This is a genomic window from Aureimonas psammosilenae (genome assembly GCF_009176975.1).
GTDB lineage: Bacteria > Pseudomonadota > Alphaproteobacteria > Rhizobiales > Rhizobiaceae > Plantimonas > Plantimonas psammosilenae.
In genome coordinates, this window is sequence record NZ_WEZG01000028.1 from 1 (window position 1) to 12,883 (window position 12,883).

At 39.3% G+C, this 12,883-nt stretch carries 19 protein-coding genes; all 19 read right to left on the reverse strand.

Annotated features, from left to right (window positions below; genetic code table 11):
* A partial coding sequence (locus tag F9929_RS23405) for a tape measure protein (protein WP_152048973.1) occupies positions 1-1,532 on the reverse strand: 1,532 nt, incomplete at its 3' end.
* A gap of 19 nt (positions 1,533-1,551) precedes the next feature.
* Positions 1,552-1,782 (reverse strand): hypothetical protein, encoded by a 231-nt coding sequence (locus tag F9929_RS23410; protein ID WP_152048974.1) that lies wholly within the window; start codon positions 1,780-1,782, stop codon positions 1,552-1,554.
* Between the two features lie 74 nt (positions 1,783-1,856).
* The gene (locus F9929_RS23415; RefSeq protein WP_152048975.1) at positions 1,857-2,321 is read right to left on the reverse strand and encodes a tail assembly chaperone; all 465 of its coding nucleotides are present in this window, start codon (positions 2,319-2,321) and stop codon (positions 1,857-1,859) included.
* A 61-nt stretch (positions 2,322-2,382) separates the two neighbouring features.
* On the reverse strand, positions 2,383-2,976 hold the full coding sequence (locus F9929_RS23420) for a phage major tail protein, TP901-1 family (RefSeq protein ID WP_152048976.1): 594 nt from the start codon (positions 2,974-2,976) through the stop codon (positions 2,383-2,385).
* Positions 2,977-2,987: 11 nt separating this feature from the next.
* Positions 2,988-3,347, reverse strand: coding sequence for a hypothetical protein (locus F9929_RS23425; protein WP_152048977.1), 360 nt, complete (start codon positions 3,345-3,347; stop codon positions 2,988-2,990).
* A gap of 7 nt (positions 3,348-3,354) precedes the next feature.
* Positions 3,355-3,699: an HK97-gp10 family putative phage morphogenesis protein gene (locus tag F9929_RS23430; protein WP_152048978.1), complete on the reverse strand. Its 345-nt coding sequence runs from the start codon at positions 3,697-3,699 to the stop codon at positions 3,355-3,357.
* Complete coding sequence (locus F9929_RS23435; protein WP_152048979.1) at positions 3,696-3,974, reverse strand: hypothetical protein; 279 nt, start codon at positions 3,972-3,974, stop codon at positions 3,696-3,698. The genes F9929_RS23430 and F9929_RS23435 overlap by 4 nt, the downstream gene beginning before the upstream one ends.
* Positions 3,971-4,327 carry a phage head-tail connector protein gene (locus F9929_RS23440; RefSeq protein ID WP_210251385.1) on the reverse strand — a complete coding sequence of 119 codons (357 nt, stop codon included), beginning with the start codon at positions 4,325-4,327 and terminating at the stop codon, positions 3,971-3,973. Before F9929_RS23440 ends, F9929_RS23435 begins: the two co-directional genes overlap by 4 nt.
* A gap of 17 nt (positions 4,328-4,344) precedes the next feature.
* Positions 4,345-5,244 carry a phage major capsid protein gene (locus F9929_RS23445; protein ID WP_152048981.1) on the reverse strand — a complete coding sequence of 300 codons (900 nt, stop codon included), beginning with the start codon at positions 5,242-5,244 and terminating at the stop codon, positions 4,345-4,347.
* 3 nt (positions 5,245-5,247) lie between these two features.
* A complete protein-coding gene (locus F9929_RS23450) occupies positions 5,248-5,823 on the reverse strand; it encodes a DUF4355 domain-containing protein (RefSeq protein ID WP_152048982.1) in 576 nt (191 codons plus the stop codon).
* An 81-nt stretch (positions 5,824-5,904) separates the two neighbouring features.
* Positions 5,905-6,846, reverse strand: a complete 942-nt coding sequence (locus F9929_RS23455) for a minor capsid protein (protein ID WP_210251386.1) — start codon at positions 6,844-6,846, stop codon at positions 5,905-5,907.
* Positions 6,815-8,278, reverse strand: a complete 1,464-nt coding sequence (locus F9929_RS23460; protein ID WP_210251387.1) for a phage portal protein — start codon at positions 8,276-8,278, stop codon at positions 6,815-6,817. Before F9929_RS23460 ends, F9929_RS23455 begins: the two co-directional genes overlap by 32 nt.
* 65 nt (positions 8,279-8,343) lie before the next feature.
* Positions 8,344-9,639, reverse strand: coding sequence for a PBSX family phage terminase large subunit (locus F9929_RS23465; protein ID WP_152048984.1), 1,296 nt, complete (start codon positions 9,637-9,639; stop codon positions 8,344-8,346).
* Positions 9,617-10,048 (reverse strand): terminase small subunit, encoded by a 432-nt coding sequence (locus F9929_RS23470; protein WP_152048985.1) that lies wholly within the window; start codon positions 10,046-10,048, stop codon positions 9,617-9,619. The genes F9929_RS23465 and F9929_RS23470 overlap by 23 nt, the downstream gene beginning before the upstream one ends.
* Before the next feature lie 131 nt (positions 10,049-10,179).
* Positions 10,180-10,617, reverse strand: coding sequence for a DUF1492 domain-containing protein (locus F9929_RS23475; protein WP_152048986.1), 438 nt, complete (start codon positions 10,615-10,617; stop codon positions 10,180-10,182).
* Positions 10,618-10,969: 352 nt separating this feature from the next.
* On the reverse strand, positions 10,970-11,185 hold the full coding sequence (locus F9929_RS23480; protein ID WP_152048987.1) for a hypothetical protein: 216 nt from the start codon (positions 11,183-11,185) through the stop codon (positions 10,970-10,972).
* Positions 11,182-11,523 (reverse strand): hypothetical protein, encoded by a 342-nt coding sequence (locus F9929_RS23485; RefSeq protein ID WP_152048988.1) that lies wholly within the window; start codon positions 11,521-11,523, stop codon positions 11,182-11,184. The genes F9929_RS23480 and F9929_RS23485 overlap by 4 nt, the downstream gene beginning before the upstream one ends.
* Positions 11,516-11,890 (reverse strand): hypothetical protein, encoded by a 375-nt coding sequence (locus F9929_RS23490; RefSeq protein WP_152048989.1) that lies wholly within the window; start codon positions 11,888-11,890, stop codon positions 11,516-11,518. The genes F9929_RS23485 and F9929_RS23490 overlap by 8 nt, the downstream gene beginning before the upstream one ends.
* 67 nt (positions 11,891-11,957) lie before the next feature.
* On the reverse strand, positions 11,958-12,365 hold the full coding sequence (locus F9929_RS23495; RefSeq protein WP_152048990.1) for a hypothetical protein: 408 nt from the start codon (positions 12,363-12,365) through the stop codon (positions 11,958-11,960).
* Between the last annotated feature and the right edge of the window lie 518 nt (positions 12,366-12,883).

Consider the following 12,883-nt stretch of genomic DNA (forward strand, 5'->3'; position numbering starts at 1 on the left):
AGCAAGTCAAAACCTGATTTGATACTTTGACTGATTCCTGATACATCAATATCAATCGAATTTTTCAGTCTTGCAAAGGCAGCGACCATATTTGGGATAACTGCAGTGACAGTAGCAAACGCATCGTTGATAGCTGGTTTTAAAGCCAACAAACTTTCTGAAATAGTTTTCAGACCGTTTGCTTTGGCAGCTTCATCAAACGCAGTAATCATGTTAGCAACACCTTTGACAACAGCGGTGTTTAAATTTTGCCACGCTGTACGAATCCCACCAGCCGATGCCTGCGCCATTTCAGCAAAGCCACCCTGCGCACCGTTAAGTTCAATCATCTTATCGGCAAACTGTTGCGCTGTGATTTTTCCATCCGACAAGGCACTCTTCAAATCTTGAACACCGTTTGAACCAAAGCCAAACGCTTCCGCCATTTTAGACATAAGCCCTGGTGCTGCTTCTGACACAGAGTTGAACTCCTCCGCCTGCATCTTTCCAGAACCAAGAGACTGATTAAACTGCCTAAGCGCGTTTTCAGCTTCTTCAGTTGATGCACCATATCCAATCATGGCGTTATTAAAAGCAAGAGCTAAGTCTGTACCTTTTTCAAGGCTGCCTGTTGTAATGGAAAGTTGTTGAGCGCTTTTTACTGCGCTATCCAACGGGGTAGGTAACCCTTCAATTCCAGCTGATAACTTATCAATGGCTCTCTTTGACTCTTCGGCTGAATAGCCAAACAGTTTCATCGTTTTTGGGAAACGGTTCATGGTATCAACACGACTTACAGCACCATCTAGCGCTCCAGTCAGAGCGTTTATACCTTTTTGTGCGATTGCAACAAGAGAAAAACCTGCTGCAATCTGCATCACTGTGCTATGCAGCTTTTCTCCAGCACTGGATGCACTAGCGAATTTTTGACTAATACCATTAAGCGCGCTAGTTGCCTTGCTAGACAAATTAGAAAACCCACGGCCAAGTGAGCTTGCCATCCTTGTTGACAAATTAGTCACACTTGACATGATTTTGCCAGAAAAAGAGTTACTGATAGCACTAGCAGCGCTGTTAGCTTTTGAACTAATCGTGCTAAATGCTGAACTAACACTGCTAGTCGTCGTTTTAGCAAAGTTAGAGGCTGAGTTAGTTGCTTTTGTAAAAGCGTTTTGAATAGGTTGAGGGATTTTGTTAGCTAGTGAGTTGACACTATTCTGAATAGATGCCAAAGCGTTATTGAACCCATTTTTTATGGGCTGAGGTATTTTTTCACCAATCGATGAAGCTATACGTTGAATTTCACCGATGGACAAATTTAAGCCTGTGCTGAACGCTGTTCCTAAACGTTTACCAAGTGATTCCCCATTGTTTGCCAACTGCGCCATAATTTGCCCCACTCGTTGGACTAAACGATTAGAACTATTCACGGCTGCATCTTGTGCTTTTTCAAAAGCACGCTGTGTTGCAGTTGTAATCTTATTCATTGCCGCTTGATAATCAGCAATATCAGCACCGACATAAGCATAAATTGAACCATCAAATTCTGCCATATAACCCCTCCTTTCTGTATTATCTGTTCATGAAATAGTCGTTGACCTTTTGCAAACGTTCAGCAAGACTGCTATCTGTCGTTTGTTTAATGTCATTTGCATGAAAGGCTTGCTTAACTTTATTTCTGTCTTTTTTCTTGCTAAGTTTATTCGCACTAGCACGCTTAGCGTTCATAGTGTAGCGCATCTCCATAGCAAGCTCTGAAAGATTTTCTCGAAAATCAATCTGCCTGTAATGAAGTCCTTCCAAAATTGCATCAAGTTCCCATTTGTTGCAAGAATAGATTGTTTCTAAATCTGTTAATCCAAGACGGGCGCACTCTGTTAAGATAGTGCGCTTTTCATCTTGCCAATAAGTTTTTCTGTGACTTCGACTTGAAGCGGTTCGCTGTCTTCTTGCGCTTTCATGTACTCTACTGCTGTTTCCAAGTTTTCGATGTATTTCAAAATCTTGTTTCTGAAAAAACCGGAATCAACCATTTCTTGCTGGATTTCTTCGAACAAGTTTTCCGTATCTGCAGCATCATTATCCACTAGCCAATCTTCAATAGCTGTAATAGCGTCATCTTCTGAAATAGCTTTGCTAAATGCTTTATTCGCTGATAAAAGAATCAAGTCAACAAGCCCCTCATCGTTGCGGTTTAGAATGTTGTTGAACAATGTTCCGACACCATCATTGTTACTTGCTCCAGTTTCTTTGTTTTTGGTTGCAAGTTGTTTGTCAACTTTAAACATTGTGCGATAGTCGAATTTGATTTCGATGATTTTATTTTTGACTTTAAATTCCATAATATGAGTTGTCCCCTAACTAAAAAATAAAAGGCTGGATGTAATATCCAACCTTGATAGATTATTTACCTGGTGTTTTTTGGATGTTGTCGTAATCACCCTTTGTTTCACCAGGATTTTGATATTCGTAAACTTCATCAAGCAAAGCAATTTCTTTGGCGGTCAATGGGAATTTACCATTTTTTAGCTTGCCAACAATGGTTGCTGTGTAGTTAGCTTCGATAATATCTTCAATACCTTCGCTGTATTCAATATCACCGATTTTAGCATAGCCAAACTTCGCAGGATAAACATCTTTTTTAGGGTCGCTGACGCCTTCTTGCTCTTTCAACGATTCATCAACAAGGACACGCCAAATCTTAACTGATTCACCTGTATCGTTCGCTTGCTCAATAATGTCAATTGACGGGTCTTTTGGTGCGAACTTAGTTGTCAATTCGATTTCGTGGCTAGTGCTTGTTTTATCAAGCAAAAGCCCTTGTTGTGTTTGTTCGTCAGAATATTCAGCGCCAAGCGTCAAAGTTCCATCGGTACGATAAGCTGGCAAGACTGCAGCGCTGCCAAGCTCGGCATGAATAGACTGAATGAAATAAAATACTTTTTTCCCTGCTAGTGGCTTAGCAGTTGTCACTGTAATTTTTCCTGTTTCTGTCATGTAACTCTCCTTTAATAAATAGTACCAGAAACAACAATAGAAACGTGATACACGTCACGTCCTATGCTGTCATCTGGAATAATGTTAGCTGTTGCGTTTCTACGCCCTAATACCCTTAAGGCTTTTGCCTTAACTTCTTCCGCATCTGTCCTGCTTGAGCCATCTAAAAAGATGTCAATATTTACCGTAATATCCTCGATAATAGCCCCCGTTTGAGCTGTTCGTGAAGTATCTGATGAGTTAGAACCAATCACGATAAAAGGCTCTAAAACGTCAGGATTCGGTAAATGAAAATAGATTGGAATAGCTAACACTTCCAACCTATCGTGCAGCTCTTTTAAAAATAAAGTGGATGGTGAATAATTCGTCATGTATCACCTATCTTTCATATAGTTTGCGCAAGTTGCTGATTAGTTTTGGTCGTTCAGCATCCAGTGCTGGTCTCAGGAATGGCTGCGCTCGCATTCTTCGAGTTCCGTTTTCAACAAAAACCGCGTAATGTTGAGGTGCAGTAACTTTATAGGTTAGATTGCCCGCTTTTGCTGAAAAGATTGTGTTTTTCAGTGCACCAGTATCAACTGGAGCTTTTGTTTTAGCCGTTCGTTCGATTCGTTTACTAGATAAATCAAGCTCACGATTTGTAGCTGCCTGTGCCTGTTTGCCTTTACTAGCAATCGTTCTAACCATTCTGTCAACACCGCTCACTTTGAACTTAACGCTCATATATATATCACCGTTGAGTTTTTATGATGCTTTTTACCCCGAATTTTGCGCTTTTTGCCATCGTAGATAATTTCAGAAAAGCCATCGTAGTATCCTTGCAAATGCAATTTAAAACTATCAAGATTGTATTTTCCAAAGATACCCATTTGTTCTGCGTTGGTTAGGTTATTTTCCTGACAAGGGATGGGTTCAGATTGTTTTTTGACGACTTTATCACCTAAAAAGTCTGCTTCAGTCGTTTCAGTGATTAAAATAACACGCTTGTTATAAATCATATAAATCTAGCAATTCCTTTCGCCTGATAATTTCTACCAACTGCAGCACTTTTCAATGTATTTTCATATTCATCTAAATACTTATCCCAGTTAAACGAACGACCTTCTTCGCTATCAGCACTAGCACCTTCTGAGTTTAAACGATTGTAGCGTTTAACAGCTACATCTCGAATGATGAAAGTTAAACGTTTTGGAACTTCTGTCAACTCGCATTCGCTAAACTCATTGAGCTTAGCCAAAACACGGTCAACACTTTCATTGATTGCCAGTTCAATCAATTTATCTTGCGTTGTATCTTTATCAGAAATTCCTTTGAATAATTTAACTTCCTCTAAAATCAACGCTTTGTCCATAATTTACTTACCTCTACTTATTTTGATGATTTAGAAGGTTCAGATGCAGCTGCTTGGTCTTGGATTGTAGCTTCAATAACACCCGCAGGAATTTCAGCGAACAATTTAAGAGCACCGAAGAACACTGATTCGTATGTAAGGTTGTTAAGAGAACGGTCACGACTTGAAGCAATCAAACCAGTTTCGTCAGTATAATCGGCAAACATTCCACCCAAATCTGAGCTGTTAACATCAAGGTAAGCAAGAACAATGTTTTCAATAGCAGTTGAGTAAACTTTACCCTTCGGTACGTTTGGCAATACGATAACGTTTTGCATCCCTAGGAAGTTTTTAAGCAATGTCATCCCGAAGACGTTAGACCCATCAGCACCAACCGCTTTATCGCCAAGGTAGTCAGCTACATCAAGTGAATTTACAAATGACACGATTGGTGAGCCATCGAATTCAGAGAATGTTTGAAGTTTGCCCCACGTTTGAGCAAGCGCACCTTGAAGGCCTGTTCCGTTAACTTTCGTTGGATCTGTTTTTAGGAAAGTAAAGAAATCAGTTTTGATGCCGTTTTGAATTTCGCGCATAATACGTTGGTCAGCTTGGTCAATTGCTAAAGAAGCACCATGACGTGCGATAGCTTCAGCAGAAACGGCACGGCGTTTTTTAATCCATGCAACTTGATATTCTTTGTCTACTGCACGAGTCACTTTAGAAAGTGGAATTGTGTCACCTTCGGCAGTGGTTGTTGTGTCAATATCTTTTTCCCACTTGTAAGTTTTGATTTTCATATCAGCCGACAACGGTTCTTTACGTGTCACACCGAGCAGTGTCAATAGTTCAGAGATGTTAGTGCTAAATTTGTTGACAAAATCAATTGTTTTGATTTCGCCCAAGTCGTTCATAACAGTTAGTTTATCTTCAGCCATAAGTTAACCCCTTCTAAATAAATCCAAATTTTCCGCAATGAGTTTCTGACGCTCGTTTGCATCTTGAACAGCCATAATTTCAGCTTTACTCATTGCCCCTGCTGTTGAACCACGGCGTGGCTTATCTTGCGTTAGACGCTCATTCACACGCTTTTCAACAGCTTCATCAAATACCTTTCGAATACTTGCAATGTTTTCCTTAACAGATTCCGCGGTATCTGCCATAACAACGTCAAGAAATTCGATTGGTAAACCTTCATCTGACAAAAGGCTTTGTGTCTCGATTCGCAGTTCTTTGACTGCAATTGCTTTTTCACGAGCTTCGAGATCAGCTAAGCGCTTAGCTTCTTCCTCTTTGGCGCGTTCATCTTTTGTCAATTTTGCTAAACGTTCACCCTCAGATTGTGCTTGTTTGATTTTGTCTTCGGCGTCTTTTTGTGCTTTAGCCACGGCACGTTGAACACGTTCTTGGACAATGTGGTTAAGCTCATCTTGAGTGAATGTTTTATCCGCTTCAGTAGCTTCTGGATTGTCGACTGTTTCCACTTCGACTACTTCAGTGTTAGTTTCTTCTGCCATGTTGGCTACCTCCGTTTTAAGTCCGCAGTTAGACTAATAACCTTGCACCTTTTAACGTCATGAGCAGTTTTGGACAAAATTTTATGTTTTATTATTTTCACTTTTATTATTCAACTCGTCTTCGTCAGGAATAACAGCTGACCTACAATTATAATGGAAAGGTGGTGCGGTGACCCCAGTTTCAAACTCATCAATTCTGTAAAGCTTATTTTCTCTGTTGATTCTCTTACAAATCTGTGATGTCCTATTATCCAAATGGACAGAAATACGATAATATTTTAATCCAGACTCTTCATAACGTTTAATAGCTGAACGATTGACAATAGCCGTCCCGTCAGTCCTGATAAGTGTTTGCGCTCGTGCCCTTGCTACGTTGTACTTTTTGGAAAGCTCAGCAGCCATGCTCCGAACATCATCACCACGAATAAAACCACGCTTTAGAACTTCCCTTAAGTCTTTAGCTAAATTATCTGTATTGCCCCAAATCTGCTCAGAATAGTTGTAACCATTAAAAGGGGTATTGATAAGCTCTTTCAATGCTGGCTCGTTCAATGCACCACCATTGCCGCCCATAATTTTTCTGTAAGCGTACTTGGCGGTTGATTTCAAATAGTTTTCGAACGACTTCTCGATAATACCTTGCATAACACCGATTTTGTATGTCATTTCAAGGTTTAAGGCATCAAAACGTGTGACTTTTGAGCTGGCATATTGCTCATTTAATCTTTTAAGCAATTCTGGGGCTTTCTCAGCCTGCTTACGGTACTTCTCTGCGTTCGCTTGATAATCTGATAGGTCGACACCTCTAAGGCGTTGTAGAGCCTCAGAATAGCTCATTTTGTTATCATCAGCATATTTTGTTACGAACGCAAATAAGTCACGTTGAACTTCTGCGCTATGCTCGATATATATTTTTTGCAATTCTTCAAAGACATCAATATCAGTTGAATCAATATAGCGCATAATGTCTTCCGCCCGATCCCGCCAATAATTATCGTGCTTCTTCGCTGTTCTCTTCGCCATCAGCATTTACCTCAACATCAAAACGTGGCTCTGGTTCTTTTGGTTCTTCAGCTTTTAGGCGTTTCAGTTCATCTTCTGCATCGATTCCAGTCACCTGTTCCAACAATTCGTAAACTGTCTGGTCGCTTACCACACCAAAAAGCGACTTGGCGATGTTTGCAATCTCAGTCTCGTTTTGCGGCAAGTTAGGACTGAAAATGACAGAGGTTTGATTGATTGCGTGATAATTCGTTGCTTCATTGCCCTTAATTTTCCAGACGTTGACCGCCAAACGCAAACGTCGCATAAGTCCTTTTTTGAACAATTGTTCTTGTTTGCTGCGATAGTTATCAGACGCCATAAGCTTGTATTTCATGGATTCACCAGATTGGATGCCACTGAAATTATTATCTAGAATATCGGGTGTGAATGTGAAGCGTAAAATATCGTTCACTAAACGTTGCTTGTATGCTTCAGCACCAGCCGAATCATATTGCTTAACCAAGTATTTTGCGTCTGGCTGTGACCCACCAGGATTAGGATTGTCATCCAGCACTGCAATTTGTGCCTTCTTAAATCCAATCGCCACACCTAAACGGCCGTTGGGGTTAACACGCCCATCTTCGAGATAATCGTTGTCGTCCGAACCAGTGTAAGGATTACCAGTGATTAGTAAGATAGCATCATTACTGTTTTGTTGAAAGTTAGCCAGCTCCGATTGCGATAAGTCATAAGCGTCAATGTCATCAAGAACAGATTCATAAGCGCCTGTGCGGTCCTCGTTATTCTTAAACTCGTTAATTGGAACACCTTTGAGATAATGTTGTACTGGTTCATCAACTAAACGAAGCCCAAAATTATCTTGGTTATCGTCAACATAAGTATAAATCATATCATCTGAATAGACACGCACCACCATTTTGCGGTGACCCATGCCGTAGTCAACCTCATAATAGTTGACACCCAACAACGACTTTTGTTGGTATGTATCATCATAAATAACAAACGTCTGCTCTGGTGCTAAATGATACAGTTTTAAAACAACATTGCCGTCTTCATCTTCTTCAGGGTTTAGCAGCTCATAAGCACGCCCGTAAATAGATAAGTCGGTTTTAATCAAGATATTGTGATAAGCTTCGTTTGTTTGTTCAGAAAACGTATCAATCAATTCTTGTAGTGTTTTATCCTCATTCGTATACTTAACTGGATTGCCAAGCATATAGCCTTGTTCAAAAACTGTAATGTACTTTGCAAAGTCGCTTGAAATACGGTTATCAGCAGCGGACTCATCTGTTTTATCAGGACGATACTTGATATTGTTATCACCTAAATAGTATCGTTTCAATTCTTTCAATCGCGCAACTTGTAGCTTATGTGTATTGATGTATTGTTTTAATTGTTCAATCCATTTTTTAGACGCAAAATCAATAGCTTCATAATCTTCAGTTAGCATGATGATCTGGTCGTTACTATGTGGATTAAATCTAGTCTTAGATAGAAATTTTACCATGTATTACCTCAAAATAAATAACTTGCTTTTTTAGTTTTTTCTCTCATATTGCTTCTCTGAATATGATAACGCTCAAGACTGTAGCGCACCGCGTCGATGATGTGGTTGTTTGCATCTATTGGCTCATTCAACCAATCCCCCTCTTTGTCTTGCTTAAAAGTGTACGTGTTAAATTCTTCTATTGTATGCTCGCACGAGGGGTGAATGACGATTTGGAATCCTTGCATAAACTGAATCCCTTGCATAATTGAACCTTTACCTTTTAAACTTGGCACAATGCGACTAATGCCTTTGCTGCGTATTTCAGCAATCAAACGATTTTCTGCACTATCTGCTGAAATATAAGAATGTTGCATTCCTTTGTCTTTTAGCATTTTAACAATATCGTCTGTAAGCATTGCTTTCTGATAATGTTCGTTGTAAAGATAAAGACGTTTATTCTCAAAATCTACAGCAACGCATATAAGCGTTGTCGGGTCTTGTGTGAAACCAAAATCCATACCCGCTGTAGTCTCTTTCACCCGCTGTATTGTCTTTTGAACATCAAAATCTTCCACTCTAGTATTTTCAAACACAAGTCCTTCAGCAACCCCCCACTCACCGTCACATACTATGCGAGCACGTCTTGGATTGGTGATATATAAGTCTTCATAGCGCTGCCTGTCAATTTCATCTAGCCATTCATTACACTTGTAGGTGGTAGTCAAAGTTAATGTATCAGCTCGTTGTGTGTCTTTATCAAAAAAGACACGTTTCAGCCAGTGTCTTTCATTCCACGGGTTGAATGTCACCGTGATCTGTTTAAAGAATTCGGGAACGTCCAAGCTACCACGAATTGATTCAACTACTGTACTGAATTTATCTTCCGTTTCGATTTGATAAGCTTCTTCGAACCAAGCCCAGCACAAACTCCCAACGTCAACAGTAATAGACGTGATTTTTAATTCATCATCAAGACCACGAAAAAGAATTTTTTGACCCGTATTTCTGACCGTTATCTCGGGCAATGACTCGTTGAATTTAAAAAGGTGCGCAACCTTTAGCTGGTTACACGCCCACTTAAAATCAGTATAGGTTGACTGCTTGTTAGTATTCGAGTACCTACGAACCACAAGCAGGTTAGCCCACGGATATTTCAAAAGCCTTGTGATAAAGTTCAGAGCCGTTGTTTTCGACTTCTTCGAGCCACGAGAACCCTTAACAACCCTATAAAAGTTCTTAGAACGCCAAAACTTACCATATCCGCCACCAACCATTTTAGGAAGGTCAACGATAACGTCGTTAGTCTGCGATGTCGTCTTCATTCGTAAACACCACCGTTCCTTGCACTTCGACTTCCTGCTTATCAGTAAATAACCTATAACGTTTTCCAAGCAATTCAGCTGCTTTAGTTCGTGCCTGTACTGGTGGGATAGCATCAACAACTTTCTGTTTACCTTCACCATCCAAAACAAGCAACGGTTCAGTCTTTTTCCCACGCATGACAGCTGTCAGGTATTCCATGACTTCCTGCTGATCTGCAACCCGTTCTGACTGCAACTTTTCCAGTTGTTCATCTATATAGGCTTTCACGTTAGCATTAGTTAGCAATCTACTTCCATTAGATCTTGCAACTTCATCCTTCTTAACATTCGGATAGGCTTTCTTATAAGCCCTTGTAGCATTCAAACAGATGATGTACTCATCGGCAAAAATCTTCTGTTTTTCTGTCATCCCATTTTCCATCACCTCCAAACATAATAAAAAGGTAGACACTTCATAAGTGCTTACCCTAATTTCTTGACAATACTATAATAACACATTTATAGCCCCATGCACGCCCAGATTGTCCCTTTTTGTATCATTCATTCCCATTTATTCCCATTTTTTGTCACGCTTCCAAAAAAAACATCAATTTCTTCTGTTGCGTGTTTGCGTAAACGGTAATAAGTTGATTGACTGATTTTTAAATGCTCCATAACGTCCTCTGGATATTGCTTTAAAATATACGTCATGCGCAAAATAGCGCGTTCTTTTGGATTAGATACTTTGTTAATCAACCTGCTTAATTCAAGCTTACGATTGATAGCTTCATTCGTGTCCTGTTCGATTGACTCTTTTAAAACAATAAGTTGCGCATAAACATCATCGACTTTTACTGGTTTTCCACCCTTGATTTTGTCACTAGACCATTTAGGGCTAGATAACAAGCCAGCTTCTAATGTTCTTACTTCGTCGATTCTGCTTTGGATATCTGCGTCTAGATTTTTAAGTTCGTCAAGTAATTGTGATGCCTTCCCCATTCCCTAACTCCTTCGTGGATAATGTGGTATAATAATGTTAACGTATTCATACCACAAAAGTCTTGCGGAAGCAGGGCTTTTTTTCTTTTGCAGGCAGGCGCACGACCCGCAGGAATTATCGTGATTCACGCCTTGCAGAATAACAGCCGGCTGATAAGCTGCGTTAGATTATAGAAAGTAACACTTTTAGAAATGACTATCCGTTATTGATATTTTAATCAGCCTCGCCAGATTGCGCCTAGTGACAACTGACTGTTGCTAACTTTTAGAAAACAGCGAGGAACTCCTCCATTCTTTTTTTTAAAAATTCTAGGCTATACCCATGAACCGAGTCGAACGGTTCTAAATACCTTTATGGGTTGCTATCTTCGCTATCCGTCTGATAAACAATAATCTGATTATCCTCCAGCGTTTTTATCTTTGCTTTTGCCTCTTTCAACTCAGCCTGCAGATCTGCAATCTGTTGTGTGTAACTTGTTTTAACGCTCTCAAATCCAGCGTACATGCTAGCCATCACAACGCCAACGCTTATACAGACCGAGAGGGTAAAAAGCCAGTTAAATCTCATTTTCTACCTTCTAATTCTAATCTCTCAATTCCTTCCGCACGTTCAATTTTGCGGCGCTGTCTTCGGAGTCGTTTAGTTTCCTCTGTGTCAAATTTCTTGATAGCGTATAAATACACTTCTGTTTCGTGCCCTGGTTTGATGCAATCTGATTTTGCTCTCAGTGAATCCAGTGCAACATCGGGTGGAATATAATCAAGCAATTCAATTAGAATATCGAACGGTGGCATTAGTCCTTTAATTTTAGCGCATCGGTAACGTCTGCAATCATAAGCATCTAAAATCAGATTCGGTAATACATCTTCCATTGCTTCATAGAATTTTTTTGTTACTTTATCCATTTTGTCCCTCTTCTTTACGTCCTCTGCGTTCTTTGTGATAGTTTTGGTAATAGCCTTTATGTTCTTTATAGTAGTTTCTATAATACTCTTTTCTGTCACGCACTTTTTCTAATTCGCTCTGATAGGCTCTGAGAAGCTCTGTAAGCCCCTCTTTCGCTTCAGTGGTAAAATCTACCTCTCCTTGCTTAACGACGCTTAGAAACGTTTCTAGGACGTCTAGAGTGGCTCTCAGCTTTACAGCTTTCCCGACTGGCTTACCAGTGTAATTCTTGAAGGTGTTTTTTTCTACTAAAAACTTGAATCTGTCCTTATCACCAATCGAATTGATCAAGATAGCTTGATACTGCTTTTTGTCTAGTAGGTGCATCCATTTTCTCCTTTGCTTTACTTTACAAATATATTATAGCTAACTTGTTTTAATTTGTCAACACTTTTTATTGAAAAAGTTTAAAATATTTTTCTGCTTTTTTACTCGCTTTGTTCACGAAATATTCCATACGTTCCTTGTCTGAAATTCCAGCTGCATCAGCTTTTTTGTTGTAATGCCATAATTGTGTTGCCTTTCCCAACTGCTCGTCAATCTCCATTACAAAAGTTAACTTGATTTGTTCTTTAAGCTCTTTGAACTCTTCGCCAGTTAGTTTCCTTGTTTTACGTTCAGTTAAGATACGATTTTTTAAGTACTGCTTAGTGCGTGTGATTTTACGCTTCATACTAACTAAGTTGCCATCCGTAGCAATCCATGTGTAGCTCGTAATTACCTCAGCTAAGTCTTTCCAAGTTTCTACTTGCCAGCAGCGTTCCAGGTATTCTTCATCTGTCACCACAATCATTTTATCCATCTTGTTTTCTCCTTTTTGCATATTTGTATATTTTTCATTTTTTTACCACGTTACCACGTTTTTTTCTCTATATAAATAAAATAAAATAAATATATAATAATTAAATATAATAATTAAAATATATTATATTATATTATTTTAGTGGTAATTTATATATTTTATATAGCTAAACCCTTGATATTACTGGATTTTCAGATTACCACGTAAGCTGGTAAGGTATTTTTGTGAAAATGCTCTAAACCCTTGGTACAGCTGGTTTTGAGAGCTTACCACGTAAGCTGGTAAGTTTTCCAATTTGCTGGTAATTACATGGTTTTTCCACAAAAAAAGTTAAATTTTTACCACGTACTTGGTGGTAACTTTTTGCGATTACCACGTAGTTGGTGGCGGCTTTTTTATACATTTTACTGCATAAACGAATATTTATCCTGCTACTTTTTAATTCGTTTGTAACCACGGATTAAAGAGCCTCGCACTGATTTTCGGGTATTCTTAAAAGCTGGGTTGTTATCCATCCA